The sequence below is a fragment of the Shewanella sp. DW31 genome (assembly GCF_015767295.1).
In the GTDB taxonomy this organism is placed as follows: domain Bacteria; phylum Pseudomonadota; class Gammaproteobacteria; order Enterobacterales; family Shewanellaceae; genus Shewanella; species Shewanella oncorhynchi.
On the sequence record NZ_JADWMP020000005.1, the window covers coordinates 130765 to 145722 of the forward strand.

19 protein-coding genes are annotated in these 14958 nt (G+C 40.0%); all 19 read right to left on the minus strand.

The features are described 5' to 3' along the window. Positions 1-169 precede the first annotated feature (169 nt). Positions 170-736, minus strand: coding sequence for a hypothetical protein (locus GWI56_RS06235; protein WP_198572418.1), 567 nt, complete (start codon positions 734-736; stop codon positions 170-172). Positions 737-741: 5 nt separating this feature from the next. Beyond that, on the minus strand, positions 742-1161 hold the full coding sequence (locus GWI56_RS06240; RefSeq protein WP_198572419.1) for a hypothetical protein: 420 nt from the start codon (positions 1159-1161) through the stop codon (positions 742-744). A 7-nt stretch (positions 1162-1168) separates the two neighbouring features. Continuing rightward, entirely contained in the window at positions 1169-1675 is a 507-nt protein-coding gene (locus GWI56_RS06245) for a hypothetical protein (RefSeq protein ID WP_028759493.1), read from the minus strand. 38 nt (positions 1676-1713) lie between these two features. Next, complete coding sequence (locus tag GWI56_RS06250; protein WP_173248270.1) at positions 1714-2520, minus strand: type III secretion system protein; 807 nt, start codon at positions 2518-2520, stop codon at positions 1714-1716. A gap of 14 nt (positions 2521-2534) precedes the next feature. Then, a complete protein-coding gene (locus GWI56_RS06255) occupies positions 2535-3578 on the minus strand; it encodes a VspD (protein ID WP_173248272.1) in 1044 nt (347 codons plus the stop codon). A gap of 156 nt (positions 3579-3734) precedes the next feature. Then, complete coding sequence (locus GWI56_RS06260; RefSeq protein WP_198572420.1) at positions 3735-4907, minus strand: hypothetical protein; 1173 nt, start codon at positions 4905-4907, stop codon at positions 3735-3737. A gap of 20 nt (positions 4908-4927) precedes the next feature. Then, on the minus strand, positions 4928-6115 hold the full coding sequence (locus tag GWI56_RS06265) for a hypothetical protein (protein WP_173248276.1): 1188 nt from the start codon (positions 6113-6115) through the stop codon (positions 4928-4930). Between the two features lie 168 nt (positions 6116-6283). Further along, positions 6284-6772, minus strand: a complete 489-nt coding sequence (locus GWI56_RS06270; RefSeq protein WP_198572421.1) for a regulator — start codon at positions 6770-6772, stop codon at positions 6284-6286. Positions 6773-6801: 29 nt separating this feature from the next. After that, positions 6802-7293 (minus strand): regulator, encoded by a 492-nt coding sequence (locus GWI56_RS06275; RefSeq protein ID WP_173248280.1) that lies wholly within the window; start codon positions 7291-7293, stop codon positions 6802-6804. Beyond that, on the minus strand, positions 7280-7825 hold the full coding sequence (locus tag GWI56_RS06280; RefSeq protein WP_173248282.1) for a type III secretion protein: 546 nt from the start codon (positions 7823-7825) through the stop codon (positions 7280-7282). The genes GWI56_RS06275 and GWI56_RS06280 overlap by 14 nt, the downstream gene beginning before the upstream one ends. Further along, positions 7825-8070, minus strand: coding sequence for a type III secretion system inner rod subunit SctI (gene sctI / locus GWI56_RS06285; protein ID WP_006079534.1), 246 nt, complete (start codon positions 8068-8070; stop codon positions 7825-7827). Before sctI ends, GWI56_RS06280 begins: the two co-directional genes overlap by 1 nt. Positions 8071-8644: 574 nt before the next feature. Continuing rightward, positions 8645-9019: a hypothetical protein gene (locus GWI56_RS06290; RefSeq protein ID WP_173248284.1), complete on the minus strand. Its 375-nt coding sequence runs from the start codon at positions 9017-9019 to the stop codon at positions 8645-8647. A gap of 40 nt (positions 9020-9059) precedes the next feature. Further along, positions 9060-9293 (minus strand): flagellar biosynthetic protein FliQ, encoded by a 234-nt coding sequence (locus GWI56_RS06295; RefSeq protein WP_173248286.1) that lies wholly within the window; start codon positions 9291-9293, stop codon positions 9060-9062. Beyond that, positions 9280-10923, minus strand: a complete 1644-nt coding sequence (locus tag GWI56_RS06300) for a hypothetical protein (RefSeq protein ID WP_198572422.1) — start codon at positions 10921-10923, stop codon at positions 9280-9282. The genes GWI56_RS06295 and GWI56_RS06300 overlap by 14 nt, the downstream gene beginning before the upstream one ends. 4 nt (positions 10924-10927) lie before the next feature. After that, positions 10928-11323, minus strand: a complete 396-nt coding sequence (locus GWI56_RS06305; protein ID WP_173497860.1) for a hypothetical protein — start codon at positions 11321-11323, stop codon at positions 10928-10930. Next, positions 11277-12539: a type III secretion system ATPase VscN2 gene (vscN2, locus tag GWI56_RS06310; RefSeq protein WP_168826340.1), complete on the minus strand. Its 1263-nt coding sequence runs from the start codon at positions 12537-12539 to the stop codon at positions 11277-11279. Before vscN2 ends, GWI56_RS06305 begins: the two co-directional genes overlap by 47 nt. 2 nt (positions 12540-12541) lie before the next feature. Beyond that, complete coding sequence (locus tag GWI56_RS06315) at positions 12542-14005, minus strand: secretin N-terminal domain-containing protein (RefSeq protein ID WP_168826338.1); 1464 nt, start codon at positions 14003-14005, stop codon at positions 12542-12544. Beyond that, complete coding sequence (locus GWI56_RS06320; protein WP_168826336.1) at positions 13995-14282, minus strand: hypothetical protein; 288 nt, start codon at positions 14280-14282, stop codon at positions 13995-13997. The genes GWI56_RS06315 and GWI56_RS06320 overlap by 11 nt, the downstream gene beginning before the upstream one ends. Next, positions 14275-14952: a type III secretion system apparatus protein VscT2 gene (locus GWI56_RS06325; RefSeq protein ID WP_242068364.1), complete on the minus strand. Its 678-nt coding sequence runs from the start codon at positions 14950-14952 to the stop codon at positions 14275-14277. The genes GWI56_RS06320 and GWI56_RS06325 overlap by 8 nt, the downstream gene beginning before the upstream one ends. Positions 14953-14958 lie beyond the last annotated feature (6 nt).

Genomic DNA, 14958 nt, shown 5'->3' on the forward strand with positions numbered 1-14958 from the left:
ATTGTAAAATAAGATCAATAACGGCCTCCAAGTTAACGAGATGTATTAACTGGAAAAAAGGAAAAACTGGCAGCAATAGATTGTCTGGGTAATCTCTAAAAATAACACTCTCATTTTTTTCGAGGCGCTGTAAAAATTGTTGAATGTAGTCACACGTTCTAGTTTTCATTTACTTTGGACAAACCAATACAAGGTCATTATTAGTTAACGACAATATTTCTTCAACACTAAGACTAGTTTTAAACATAGTACAAGATGCCATCAGAACTAACGTTTTCGGTAATGAAGATAAACTAGTTTTCAAATAGTTAGCATCAATAATGAGTGTATCCACTTTTAACAATGCAGATATGTTGAAATCTCCTATAATAAGTTTGCAACTCATTAACAGAGGCAACTCATCTATATCCATCTCAGGATATGATTTAAACGCTAATCCATACTGGCTTAAGACTTGAGTGATTACATAGGATAAGTAATCCTGTTCGAGATGGTTCACATCCAAACCGAGCAACCTGCCTGCTTCGCATAAAGAAACATATAGTTCAGCCTCGATACCAACATGCTTTAAGCTGAGTAATATGAAATCCTGCTGCTGAAATCGATGATATACAGCCCCCACATCAACTCTAATCTCTTTATTATTAAAAGTCGTTCCAGCAACTTGATTAACTACTCGGTAAATTGCTGGTTTCATCTCATATTTTGGCATGAGATTGACGCGTTTGTGTTTCATATATTTCACCGATTCCTAGATAACAATGCTAATACATCCATACTCATTTTAAAATCTATATCATCGATCCAATCACGTATTCCAGTAGGTGTTTTACAAACAAAGTCATAAAGCTGTTGATAAGCAACTTTCGAAGTCACCTCTTCAAAATCAACACTTTGCACTAATGTCAAAATAAAGGTGATTTTATGAAATTGACTATCTAATATCCCTTCTACCACAATCGCTTTAACTGTTGTTTCAGAATAGTCGCGCAACATAGCAAACCATTCTATTACCGCTTGTTTATCGGCATATATCTCCACATCAGATAATCTATTCCAACTAAGCCGTTCTGACTTAGCTTTTAATAACTGATAAGGATCAAGTGTTTTGCCCTTTAAGTGACAATGCGAGATACGAACATGGCGATTATTTGTAGGCATTTATACTTTACTCTTGAATATAGTAACGGCGACATAAAGCCAATAATGACAGTAAACCATCTAAATTATGTTCATAAGCGACAAGTTGCTGCACTGTTTTGCTATTAGCATCCATATCCCCTGCGGAAGACTTAACATCTGCAATATATTTTTTAAGTTGCTTTCTTAACGTTAATGGATATAAGTGCTCACAGTGCTCTGCCGCATGTAATATCCAAAGTTGAGCATCATTTAATGATTTAACATCAAGTAAATTATCAGAGAAACCTTGCCAATCTCGTAACGCCTTGAGCTGATAGCTATTAAGCTGTCGAGCAAATTGCCTTTGCTGATCCAATGTTAAATTTTTACGTTTAACCCGGAACAGACGAGGATATTTTTTAGTTCGCTTGTCGACTTGCTTTATATCTTTTACTCGGCGAGGCTGGCGGTGGTCACCAGCCTTCTGAGTTCGGTTAATATCCGAAATTTTTTCGGTGCGTTGTGTCACGGCAAAAGAAACGGGTCGAAGCATAGTTAATCAGAGCGAGCTTAGGCTCGCTCTGCTCCGTATTATCGGTTAGTCACTAAACTCGCTTTCGCTACAGCTTCAAGGATCTCATTTAACTTCACCGCTTCAGCAGTCAGATCTTGAATATATTGATCAAGCTGAGCATCAAACTTCTCTTTCAAGTCTTTGCTCGCTTGAGTCTCTTCTTGTACTTTCACCTGTTCAGCATTTTGAATTTCGTTTGCATTGCCAACCATACCATCAGCCATTCCACCCATTTGAGTGACAGAGTTGTACTTGGCAGTACGCTGCTGCTGAAGATTAGCACTGTATTGATTAAGCTCTTTTGCTGTTAGATCTGAGACTTTAGGAGACTTATCAACATTAGTGACTTTACCAGACTCAAGATCCGTCGTTTTTAATAACTTGACTCCTCCTGTATCCGCAGCCCCTCGGTCGCCCATTTTGGATAAGTGTTTATCCTTCAGCGTTTTAGTTTGGCCAATTCGAACAGTTGCTGCTGTTGTCATTCCCATGTTAACCACAGATGACGCTAAGGTAATACCGAAGCGTAATTTGGCATCTTGAGATTTATCTTGCGCGAGCATAGTCGCCAACTCTGACGTAGCAACAGCTTCACCAATGCGATTCTTCATCACTTGAGCGCGAACCTGTTGAGACGACTCGATAATTTGTGCTAAAAGTGCCAGTAAATCAGCCATTGATACCGAGCCTTTGTTGGCCTCTTTCAATGAGTTTTCATAACTGCCCCATGCTTTTTGATCTATCGGCTTGAGATTATTAACAGAAGAAGTCTCTTCAGATTTTGTCGATGGTAGTGACAGTGCACTCATTTGTACTAAATTCATAAATTAGCTTCCTCTTACATATTGATTGAAATAATCTTGTCGTTGTATTCGCGCTGATCACTATTAACTTTAAAAAGTGATTCAAAAGCATGGCTTACCGCACGCAACGCCTGATTAAGCATGGTCAAGATTTGCTGGATACGTGTTTCCAACTCCTCTTGGTTTGCTTTAGCAATCTCAAGATCTTTTGTAATGTCGGCAGACTTAATCGCGTAACCGCTACTCACGACTGAAGTTGCATTTGAAGTAACCGAACTTGCTTGAGCAATCTTTGAGGTCAGCTTTTCACCACCACTTGCAAATGACTTAATCTTATCGAGTAAAGGCTCAATCAACTTCATAACTTTGTTGACCATACCCTGAATTTTTGTCGATATAGTGCTGAATGACTTCAACGTTTTAACTGCGTCGACAGCCTTATCAACCATAGTTGCGACTTTCGCAGCCCCACTCGCAACAGCCTTACCCGCAGTCGCCATCATGTTCCCAGGATTGAAACTGACCACCATACTGATAATGCCAATAGCAATCTCTAATCCCATTGATACATAGCCCCTGATCTCTTCAGAGACACCTGCGGCTTCCATAATCTTATCGACAATTTTAGGCAATACGATCGAAGCAATCATGAAACCAATCATCACTGCAGCCATAACAGGATTGAATGGCGCCATTATAATTGCCGCAAGAAAACCTAATCCCATAGCAATCTTGCCCCAAATGCCTTGGCTCTTTTGGGCTTGCTTCTGTTCTTCAATCTGCGCCATACGCTCTTTAAGCGCATCGATCTGAGTATTTTTTTGAATATCTATCAGTGTTTTTTTCGCTTCAGAGTTTTCTTTACCGGTACCAGAAAACGCTTCAGCGGCCAGTTTCATACTCTCTTGCACCATGCGCCAGAGCTGACTATCGGACACTCCAATCGTATTGCCTGGTAAGGGTTGATTCGGCTTAGCCGATTCTGTCGCAGCAGTGTTTTGGCGCTGAACACTCTGGCTCTGTTCATCGACTGTACCAATAATGCTTGGCGCAGCGACGGTAATCATGAATGTACTCATAGTTATTTCCTTTCATGTGACGATACTGGGAATAGATGCGCACTCACTATCAGAGTTACTGAAGTGAGCTTGCACATCTAAATTCTCGCGATGCGAGCGGCATGTTCCCAGTGCTACCATGCCCTTCTATTTTGTACTTAATACAAACACGACTCTTTAGATGTTCCTTGCGAATGCCATTTGTTCATCACGGCAGACCTGAATCCAATACTTAAGGGTCTGCTGCAGCATCTTGACTTGATCGCCGATACGGTTAATTTCTTTAATATCTTCATCAGTAAGCTGTCTAGGCGAGAAGTTTTTATAAAGATCTGTTAAATATTGAGCCTGAATCGTTCCGTCATAATCGAAGGCCTGAGTCACTCCAGGTGGTAAAGGCTTATTTGTGTCCGACGAATTCTGCCAACCAGGACACTTAGCACTGAACAAGTACGCCATCGCATCCATATTGGCTAATTTAGTGAGTAGTCCATCAACCTCTGCTTTACTGCCAGTGAGAATGGTCTCGACCTCGGCTGCCGATACTGTTTGATCACCGTTTAACGCGCTCAGCAACACAATTCTTGCCATAGGGCTAATATCGTTAAGGCCGCTGGTGATCCAGCCACCGGCATTGGGATCGTTATACACAGACGAGGTAAAGCGACTCGATAACTCTGTGGGCGTCGTCGATGAGATATTGCCGCCACTCATAGCTGACATAGCTTGGTAAGCAATGCTATCCGTTGGAATTTTCCCCCCCTGAATCGCACTATTCAGAGTACTCCAAACATTATTGACCTTCGCCCCCAATTGCTCAGGGGTAAAATCCCAATTGGTATGACTGCCACTACCAGTTTTTTCCAGTAGAGTCCCCAATTCTTTCAAGAAGTTAGCGTCTTCTAAACCGTACTCTTTACTATTACTCAACACATCGAGCAGCACCAGCTGGAACATGTTCTCGTACTCAATTCCGTTAATCCCGCCCTCTTTCATAGCAGTAAACATCTGCATAATGGCGGCCTCGAATGCAGGTTTTCCACCACTGGTCCACTTATTAACGATGTCTAATTGACTTCCATAGCCCTCAATACTCGTCGCAAGAGCCGAAGCAATAACGGCCTCGGAATGTTGGCCCGCCATAGCCATCACCACTTGTTTCTGCTGCGCCGCAACCATTAATAGCGTTGTTACATCCCCCGTTTCGACATCGAGTGAGGCGAGCGCACGGTCAGCAATCGCCAACTTAGATTCATTCGCGACAGGCACCATAGCTTTAAGTGGTGCATTTTCGGTTGTAGACGGCACTGTCCACTGGGGCTGAAGACCAGAAACACCATTAATACTCATAGCAAACTCCCTGTTGATTGTTAGATATTTCTAGCAAATGCCATGAGTTCATCCCGGCAGATCTGAATCCAGTACTTAAGGGTCTGCTGGATCATTTTCACTTGATCGCCGATACGGTTAATTTCTTTAATATCTTCATCGGTTAACTCGCGTGGTGGAAAGTCGGTATACATATCTTTAAAATAACCGGAATCCAATCCAACCCCCTCCCAATCAATCACCTTATGCCCATTTTGAGTGACTTCACGCCAACCGCTATCTTCCCCGTGACCATCATTTTTAAAGAGAAAATCCATAGCAGATGTATAACTTCCGCCCGGTGTATTATTTTTAATAAAGTCATTCAACTCACCCACTGACCCAGTAAGAAATAAATTTATCGTATCTTGCGTTACGTCAGGATACTTATTTAAATAGGCAGCCATTAGTGCCATACGTAACATAGGCGAGACACCTGCATCACTTGGATATCCAGCATCACCAATAAACGAATATTTATTTTCAAAATTATTTTTAAAGTGGTCGACTAATGCAGATGGTGCGCCTTGTTTATCTTTTAAAAATGTCAGTACTTCATTACACAGGCTGTCTTTCGGAGCATTTTTCAACATAAAGTCAAAGATAGCTGTACTTTTATCTGCGAATTTCTGTCCATTCCAGCCCTCATGATATCCATGTGAACCAGAACCCGTGCTCTCTAAAAAATGCATCATGTCTTCCATCATCTGTGGCGTGAGATCTGGAAAGTCAGCTGAGTGTGAAATGTAATCCATAATGGCTAGCTGAAATAAATCTTCAATTTCATTACCTGTGATACCATCTTTCAGAAAACCTTCGAACATTTCTCTCATTGCACTTTCGAACATTGGCAGACCGCCAGTTGTCCAACCTTGTATATGTGCTAATTGTTTACCATAAGCTTCAATGCTTCCCGCCAAAGCAGAGGCGATCGCGCTTTCAGAGCTCAGGCCAACCATTGAGCGTACAACTTCTTTCTGATGGGCAGCAAAAGTAGCAAGCGTCTGAAATGGAGATGGCTCACTCTTAGTAAATGGCAGAGCTTTATTTGTTTTTTCTTCTTGCTGGGAGGCAGACTTAACTAACTTTTCTATATCATTTAGATTTTTTTTATCGGCATCAGTCAAAGATGAACTTTTTTGTTCAAAATTTAGCGCATCTGATAACACTCGTGCATTATTCACTATCATTTATAGAGTCTCTACAATTTAAGAATCCTGTATCCTCTTGATGGTACAGGTTGGGAATGCACTCACACAGAACAGCTAAATGTGTGAGTCATGAAATTGGCTTATATCTCAAGAAAAAACTTAGATTCAAATGGTTGTTTCATATTGACTCTGCAATACTATCTATAATTAAGGTAAATACGGGCTCAGCTGCGACTTAAGATAATGATATCGTTGCAGATAGAAATCATTTAAATTATCTTCTTTTACAATAAGCCAGGTAACACTAGCCTCGGTATATTCATTTAACTTATAATGACACAAAGAAATGTTGAGAATAGTTTCATCTAGATCATTTGTCGGGAAAGTCTTTAATATGTTTAGCACTTCCAAAGCTTTTTTAAATTGCCCTTTTTCCAAAAAAATGGCAGCTAGACATCCTGGGCCTCGATGATCATACGGATTTAAACCAACATAGGCAGAAAAAACAATCTCAGCTTCCTTAAATTGGAATTCAGTATAAAACTTAACCCCTAATTCATAAATTGATTTTAGTTGAGTTATTGTGATTTTCTGCGACTTACGCATAGCTGCAATATCTTTTTCAATGACTGTGCCACTCAATAGCTCAAAAAAGTCATCACAGGTTTCACCTGGGCGTATTGTATTTTTTTTCATATAAATTCAATCCAATTTTAACGGTTATTTTACCCGCCGCTGAGTTCGATATCTGTATCCTTGGCGACTTGTAAGATAAAGGCATCAAGTCTAGTAGAAGATTTTACTGCTAATATGGATTCTGGCAGTGATATACCTAGTCTTAAAGCCCAAATGATGGCATGACGTGGATTGTGAATAGCCAATAATGCTACTCCAAGTTTTTGGGTGCACATATTTTTTGACACATTAGAATCGAGTTTAATTCCTAGTGTACTTGACCAGAGATATTGACTTTGATTGAGATATTGCTTGCTCAGCAGCCAAGAGCGATCACTCGCGTCACCTTTGCGAGCTTGGTATATGACTACGCTACCCAATACTTTCACTAAAGCAGTAATTTTTGAACGTCTAGGTGTAAACCATACCTGTACCTCACTCTCGGTTAGTGTTGTAAGCACACTATATTGATCCGGGGAAAGTCGCCGATTGACCAGTAAATAATGTAAGTATGTTTGATGAAGTTTTTTATACTTTTTCATTACCCGTATTCTGAAAAAAATAACTGACAGTTAATGTATCCAACTCTGAAACTAAGCCTTTCAAAAAACGCTCAATATTCAACTTATTTTCACGTTCGATTTCATCAAAGCTAAAAATAATAACCGAGACTCGCTTATTTTTTTCCCCAGTGACGATAACACTGCTCCGTAGCACATTGGGAATAACACTAATTTTGTTATATATTTCGCGGCTCTCAAGCAAGTTTCCCTTCACTATCTCTAACTTACTCAAGCTAGCAAATTTTGACTCAAGCAGATCATTGAGATCTTCTCGTTCAAAATAGAAATTGAATTTTGTTAACACTTCTCTCGCCTGAGCTAAGTGATCTTTATCAACATAGACAAGATGACGATCCTTGCTAATAGATAAAGAAGCGGAAACCTGATATCGGGCCAGCAGAACAACCACTTTGTTCGCTGCATCAGCGGAATCAAAATTGGCAACTTCTACTCGGCCCTGATCATTACATCCAAAGAGTACAAGAAAAACTATCCAGTACAGTTTTTTCATCACTGGGCCTTCATGACATCATTTATTGCAGTGGCAGACTTCGAAGCAATTTTAGTTACTGTTTCCTGATACATGCTGTAATGAAATACCGATTGCTGTAAGGCCAACGTATCCTGCAAGGTAATCGTTTTTCCATCATTTATCTTCTGTAAATTATTCATAATCTCTTGAAAACCTTCACCAATATTATTAAAGGTATCTTCAAATACAGAAGGTTGTATCGCTTGTACATTAAGATCTACCATTTCTAAACAACTCTTTAAATCAATACGCTTCACAATGTTTGATATTTAACCGCTGCCATCGTTAGCAAGCAAATGAACAAACTGGAATCAAAGTGAAAAAACACGAGTTTAAAAATAACTTTTTAATACAATGAGTTAATTAATAGACCCCGAGTTATTAGTTAAACTCCTAACCCGTCATATCCAAATATATGCGCTTTAGGAAAGTATTTATCGGCTTCAGTTTTACGCTTTACCCAAAACGTCAACACCTTTCCTTCTCGAAGTAAGTCATTTGTAGTCGAACAGCTTCGCTATGGCCTACAACATAAATATTCTTAATACTTTATCGGGTAGACAATTGATTGCTAAAAGGGCTATAGATGACACCATTAGTCACATGACGAACACGCGTTGCGTTGGATTTAGAATCAATAGCCACTTTTTCAGTGCATTATGGAGCCAGCTTAGTCGGATATACTGGAGACAGTTGATGAACAGATAATAATGAAAGAACATTAAAATTAACTAAATCATTCCTCTTGAATCATCAACTGCAGAAATTTCATTCCTGAATAATGATGTAAATTACTGGCTAGACTTTGATATATGCAACCATGTTATTGAACAGTTTCAGCTTACCGGCCAACACTCGTTCTACATTAGCGATATCTGCGGAAAATTCTGTCACTACTGTTAATTTCTCTTTCTTTATATTGAAGAAAACGTCTTCATCAGACATGAGACTCTCTATTATTTTAGGAGCTTTATTTTTAAGCATGCGTTGATCACGCAAGGGGATTTCAATAAAAGTTTGCAATGTTCTATCATTTATATAAACAAATATCTCCTCTCCGCCATTCAATTCGATTGCGATAGGATCATCACCCTCGATGCGAGATAATAAGCTTGGTGACACATTAAAATCATCTACGAGTGTTTTATAAACAATTTCTCTGAGTTTTTTCATAATACCTTCCGTTTAAAAGTTAATATTTAACTATTCAATGTTAGAGTTGCCCAAAAAGCAGATGGAATTGATCATAAATCCCACCGCCAACTTGTGTAAGTAAAACGATAAATACAACTAATTTAGCCGCCATAGGTAAGCCTGGATCTTGCACACTAAACACAGTTTGCAACAGACCGACAATAACTCCCGTGACGACAAAACTAAGCGAAAAAATAATAATCGCACTCTTGAGAATGTCTAAGCATGCCGCTGTGACATCAATGACGGTCATAATAATCCTCAAGAAAGTTAGTCACTTTGTTATCCTCAAACTGGAATACGTAGTACTTATTGCGAAAAAATACTCGATAGGTGTTCAATTGCGCATATTGGGTAAAATACTCGGGTGCGATTTGGTAATGCAGCATCAACGAAGACAATACAGGTTGGACAGTCATGCCTGCACTCACAGCTCCAATCGCCACAAGTTTAGAACCTAGACTTGGTAATTCCATCTGAGTGACTAAAACTGAAGATTTTTCCTCAATAAAAACCTTATTTATGTGCTGACCTCCCTCCTTTACTTCTAAATTTGAATGAACTGGTACAAAAGCTTTAATAACCGGGTCTTCTTTCTTCTCTCCGGCGGATAAGCCTTTATTAGCATTCGATTCTCGCTGTACTCGAGCCAAAACAGGTACATTAGAGTGAGCAACTGTTAATTCTGATTGCTTTTGAAGATTCACTCCAGACTCCCCCTCCATAGCAGCCAGCTGACTTATTGGTGGTGATTTAATTGGTGACGACAGAGTCGCTGCCGCCATAGACTGGGGTGGTGTCGTCAGTGAGCGCGTAGCCTGTTCTGAATTCACAACTGGTTGCACTACTATCAAGGAGTTACCAACCAGCGTCGTTGACACTTGAGCATTCGCTCCAGACTCTCGTCCGATAACAGCGGATGGCTGACTTATTAGTGGCGACTTAATTGGTGACGACTGAGTCGGTTGAAGCACTGCCGCCATAGACTGGGGTGGTGTCGTCAGTGAGCGCGTAGCCTGTTCTGAATTCACAACTGGTTGCCCTACTATCAAGGATTTGCCAACCAGCGTCGTTGACACTTGAGCATTCGCGCCAGACTCTCGTCCGATAACAGCGGGCGGCTGACTTATTAGTGGCGACTTAATTGGTGACGACTGAGTCGGTTGAGGCACTGCCGCAATAGATTGAGGTAATCGCGTCAGTGAGCGCGTAGCCTGTTCTGAATTCACAACTGGGCGCTCTACTATCAAGGATTTGCCGACAGGCGCCTCTAACACTTGAGCATTCACTACTGACTCAAACCCCATTGCCGTAGTAGGTTGCTTTATTAGTGACGACTTGAGTAATGGCTGAGAAAGTTCAGACTTTGCCCTCAGAGGGAGCGTAATCTTATCCGCACCTACTGTTGACTGAGCTGTGTTCAAAGACTTGCTGACTGGCACCGTTGAAGATGACACCTGGGTATTCATCGCAACCTCATCAGTGTTGCTCACTTTTAACTGAGATTGAACATGATTCGCTACTGGTATTGCACGTCTAGGCCGCTGCAAATTAGCCACATTTGCCAATGGTTCACTGGTCTCTAGTTTAAGCCGACTGCCACTAACTGCATCAGACGAATGGATTCTGATAGCTTTACTCGCCGAAAATATATGCTGCCGAAGTGGTACATAAGCCGTGACAGGTACAACATGCCCCCAAATAAAACCCTCTTCATGCTCAGCCTCATGGCTTTCAATGGCCTCCTTTTCACCATCAAATGTTGATGCATCATGAGAAGAAGCCTGCCGTTTTGATAGATTCAAAAGCTGTTCAAATTCGCTCTCTACTGGGCTCAAACAGGCTATTTGGGCAACTGGGGCAAGTCTATCCATCTTTGTCATTTTGTCACTCATCTCTTAACTGTTCTTGGATCTCAGCTAAAGCGTCCTTTCGTTTTTCTTGCCTTCGCTTTTCAGCGATAACAAGGGCAATCTCGGCAGCTAATTCATTAGCATTTTGCTGGGTCACAGACGCATCGAAGAATAAAGACTCGATATGAGACTTAACGCTTTCTCTTCGCTGAAACAAACGAGAAAGCCCATTTAATTCGTCTTTAACGACTAGACTTTTTAACTTTTGTTGCTCATTGGCGATTAATGCCCATGAGGCCTCTATCGAATCCAATAGCTCTTGATGCTTCAAATTTAGTTTGGCTAATTTACGTTGTTGCTTGCCAATTCTGATGTCAACTACATCAATAAGTTGACCAAATTCGATCCATTGCTTGGAGGGTTTCTTCATATTCGACCCCGTCGTAACCTTGCTTCAAAAACTCCATGATATATGGGAAGCGCTCTATCGCTTCGTCGGTCGCCAAATCGTTACCTTTCTCGTACTCGCCGACTCGGATTAACAATTCAACATTAAAATAGCGATACACCATATCTTTGAACTTTTCAGAAAGACTTACATATTGAGGATCCTGAACTTTATTTTGTAGACGGCTCTTGCTCTTTAGTACATCAATAGCAGGATAACGGCCAGTAGAAGCAATTGTCGTTGAGTAGACCAAATGTCCATCAATCAGTGACTTAACTTCATGTGCAATAGGATCTTCATCAATTTCTTTTTCAATCAATACCGTAAAAATTCCAGTCACTGAGCCATGAATAGAGTTACCACAATTCTCTACCAGTCGTGACAGTGCCAAAGAGACTCCGATCGGAATTCCGCCCTCGATGGGAGTACCATCTAACATGGCTTGTGCACGTGCAAAACGTGTCAATGAATCGAAATAGAGCACCACTTTCTTGCCCTGAGCCATGTAATGCCGAGCAATAGATACAGCGACTAAACCCGATCTCACTTTCTCCAACGGATTTGCTTCGGATGTAGACACTATAGTGATCGATTTTTGAATCACAGCAGGACCAATCTCCCCCTCCAAAAACTCAACCACCTCCCTTGCACGCTCACCAATCATGGCGAAAATCACCACATCGGCATCCATGTTATTTGCCATGATCGAAACCGTAGTAGTTTTGCCAGCACCTGCGGGGGCAAATAGGCCCAAACGCTGCCCTACTCCAATGGTGAATAAGCCATCAATAATTTTAATTTTTGTTGGAAAAACAGTGTCGATTGGTGCGCGAATATTAAGCGGTATAGGCTTATCGATAATGGGTAGATCATAGTAATCACCCTCACCGCCCAAATATTGTTCACCATACAATGACTCGCCATAGCAATTAATGACCTTACCAATAAGAGCCGTTTCATTCAGCGGGAAACAGAAGCGCCGCGGGGTAATTTCAACTTTACTTCCCCGTTGAATAGCACCAGGCTGAAGCAACTTAATTTCTACTCTTTTACCAGTAATTTTCATTATCTCACCACGAATACGCTCATTAGCGACTGTGATAATGAAGCACTCCTGCCCCACAAAAGTATTTATACTGACATGACAAATCACTGTATCTTGATAAGATTCTTTAACCTTAAAAAAATGTTTGATCATGACTAGATAACCTTAAATGACACTGATACGTAACGTTTATATTTACGTTTAGTTTCCTTCTTACTCTTAAATAATTCACCTAACCAAGGAATACTTGAAAGGATAGGGACACCACTCTCGACACTATCAGTCACTGTATTGTCAAATCCTCCAAGAATAACGGTCTGCCCTGGTTCAATATAGACTTCTGATGTCAAAGATTGAGAGTTAACTCTAGGCGCCTGAGTCGCTCCGCCTTCTGTCTTATCATCACTCAGTGACTCTTCTATATAGCTAAATTTCGCCTGCACTTTTCCCGATGGCAATAAACGGCCAGTGACATACAAACTATTTTCGGCCTCAATTTTTTGAGTTGATACTTGCTTATCAGATATAAGTACAACTGTAGCCGTTTCTTTTTTACCAAAATGCCCTTGCTGGTTCTCTAAGACTAAGAGATTAGTTTCATATACTCCTCTAGCCATATTATTAGTATACAAAGCTTGAAAATTTTTGAAAAAATCTACTGTATCCGTAAAGGGAGGAACGATAATATCGTACAGACCTCGACTGCCATTCAACCATGAACTATTAACACCTAGTGCTTCAGTTCGTTCTACCGAAACATCATAAACCCGAAGGAAAAATAGCAACTGCTGCCGTTTAACATCAATAAGAGTGGCAATACGCTTAGCTAACTGGATCTCCTCAGGGGTACCACGAACTAGCAATGCATTACTTCCAGGTAATACCTGGACTTTAGAGGTAAACTCATCCTCTTCAAGCTGTTGTTTATCATTTTGGTTAAGTTTTAGTTTATAAGCGCGCTTAACCATTTCTCCATCGCTAATATTCTCAAACTGACCAATTTTCTCAATTGCCGATGAGATTAAAGACTGCGCACCAGGAAAAATAACATTACCGTCATATGAATCAATTTGGCGATCCATAACAGATATATAATCAAACTCGATCCGTGCCAATTCCAAATTATTACCATTCTCTAAAAACTGATTTTTATCAATCATATTAGAGTAGACAACAACGTCATTAACAAACTTACGTGTTCCTGAAATAAAGATAGAGTTGCCACTGCCCACGAGTTCAATTTTCGTCGTATTATTGGCTCTGAACGTACTCTTTAATTCTTTAAGCAGGCTAGCTGGCGTAATATTTCTGGGTTTAAATGCATGATTTATATAAGCCTGACCAGAGTGAACCGTTAGTGTCCCACCATATACATACCAATCAAAATCATAAACATCAGAAAGCTGGTCCAACAAATCGAGACCGTCACCAGAGAGTGTTTGAGTAATAGGCTGTTTAGCCTTTTTTTCTTCAATATCATCAACTAACTTTAGCTGCATATCCTTAGCTATTGCCGCCAAGGCGCCTTTCAAATCGATATCAGACTGCTTAATAAATACCTTTGCCTGACAAGTAAATGCCGTAAACAAAAGGAAAATAAGTAAGATTCTAGACTTCATCAAGTATCTCCTTCATACGTTCCTGACTAACTTTCATTTGTCTGATACTTTGATTAATAATGGCTTGCTCTACTATTTTCATCGTAAACTCTTCTTCAGTAACATAATCATTTTGCTTACTAGCGTGTACTTTTACTTGGCTATCGGAAAATTGTTCACTTAAATGTACTTCACCAGCAGCTTTGAGTTCTGACTCAAACTGAAGGGCATCCCTTTCTGAAGTGGTTTTAATTTGCTGACTATTCAATGTGACATTCAATAAATTAATGTTACTCATACCCTGCCTTTTTCATTATTTGTTTAAAAACATAAAACTGATCTTGTAACAGCCATAGGTTAAGAATAATAATCATGGTGATAGCTTTAATATCTGCTGTTGTACTAATAGATAAAGAAGCTTTTTTGAAAAAAAGGTCAACATAGCCACAACAAATAGTAATACACAACAACAGAACCATGTATTTACCAGTCACCATAGCCATCATAGTTAAGCTATCAGTGATGTAAAAATACAAAGTATCAAAACCAACATTAGCACCTTGTTCAATATTCTCTGAGATCACCGCCAGCAAAGGTCTAAAAACCACACCAGAGTCCAAGGCATACATCAAAAACATCAAAGAGCTAATCTTAGATAGCGCTTCAGACTCATCAGTAAAACGTTTATCTTGTACAGACTGTTCGTTAAGCAATAATAACTGTTGTATAACACTGCCAACCATACCACTGAGCCAATAAGGTACAGATGAAAACATAGCAAAAATAATAACGCTTAATACCCAAAAAGGAGTTGGAATATTTCCTAAATCACTAGAATCTATAACAATTGCAAGTCCAACAGCAATAGCAAGTGCCGTCGAATTATCAAGATAAAGACGTGTTGGATTATAAATTTTTAAAAATAAAAATAATCCTGCAAATAACAGCCAGTTAGGAAATAAAAGCATGTCCAT

Bases quoted from the DNA above. Each gene is read 5' to 3' on its own strand.
- GWI56_RS06300 (WP_198572422.1), bottom strand. From the start codon at position 10,923: ATGACAAAGATGGATAGACTTGCCCCAGTTGCCCAAATAGCCTGTTTG.
- GWI56_RS06295 (WP_173248286.1), bottom strand. From the start codon at position 9,293: ATGACCGTCATTGATGTCACAGCGGCATGCTTAGACATTCTCAAGAGT.
- GWI56_RS06280 (WP_173248282.1), bottom strand. From the start codon at position 7,825: ATGAAAAAACTGTACTGGATAGTTTTTCTTGTACTCTTTGGATGTAAT.
- sctI (WP_006079534.1), bottom strand. From the start codon at position 8,070: ATGGTAGATCTTAATGTACAAGCGATACAACCTTCTGTATTTGAAGAT.
- GWI56_RS06250 (WP_173248270.1), bottom strand. From the start codon at position 2,520: ATGAATTTAGTACAAATGAGTGCACTGTCACTACCATCGACAAAATCT.
- GWI56_RS06270 (WP_198572421.1), bottom strand. From the start codon at position 6,772: ATGAAAAAAAATACAATACGCCCAGGTGAAACCTGTGATGACTTTTTT.
- GWI56_RS06245 (WP_028759493.1), bottom strand. From the start codon at position 1,675: ATGCTTCGACCCGTTTCTTTTGCCGTGACACAACGCACCGAAAAAATT.
- GWI56_RS06320 (WP_168826336.1), bottom strand. From the start codon at position 14,282: ATGAGTAACATTAATTTATTGAATGTCACATTGAATAGTCAGCAAATT.
- GWI56_RS06235 (WP_198572418.1), bottom strand. From the start codon at position 736: ATGAAACACAAACGCGTCAATCTCATGCCAAAATATGAGATGAAACCA.
- vscN2 (WP_168826340.1), bottom strand. From the start codon at position 12,539: ATGATCAAACATTTTTTTAAGGTTAAAGAATCTTATCAAGATACAGTG.
- GWI56_RS06275 (WP_173248280.1), bottom strand. From the start codon at position 7,293: ATGAAAAAGTATAAAAAACTTCATCAAACATACTTACATTATTTACTG.
- GWI56_RS06265 (WP_173248276.1), bottom strand. From the start codon at position 6,115: ATGATAGTGAATAATGCACGAGTGTTATCAGATGCGCTAAATTTTGAA.
- GWI56_RS06240 (WP_198572419.1), bottom strand. From the start codon at position 1,161: ATGCCTACAAATAATCGCCATGTTCGTATCTCGCATTGTCACTTAAAG.
- GWI56_RS06290 (WP_173248284.1), bottom strand. From the start codon at position 9,019: ATGAAAAAACTCAGAGAAATTGTTTATAAAACACTCGTAGATGATTTT.
- GWI56_RS06255 (WP_173248272.1), bottom strand. From the start codon at position 3,578: ATGAGTACATTCATGATTACCGTCGCTGCGCCAAGCATTATTGGTACA.
- GWI56_RS06315 (WP_168826338.1), bottom strand. From the start codon at position 14,005: ATGAAGTCTAGAATCTTACTTATTTTCCTTTTGTTTACGGCATTTACT.
- GWI56_RS06325 (WP_242068364.1), bottom strand. From the start codon at position 14,952: ATGCTTTTATTTCCTAACTGGCTGTTATTTGCAGGATTATTTTTATTT.
- GWI56_RS06260 (WP_198572420.1), bottom strand. From the start codon at position 4,907: ATGAGTATTAATGGTGTTTCTGGTCTTCAGCCCCAGTGGACAGTGCCG.
- GWI56_RS06305 (WP_173497860.1), bottom strand. From the start codon at position 11,323: ATGAAGAAACCCTCCAAGCAATGGATCGAATTTGGTCAACTTATTGAT.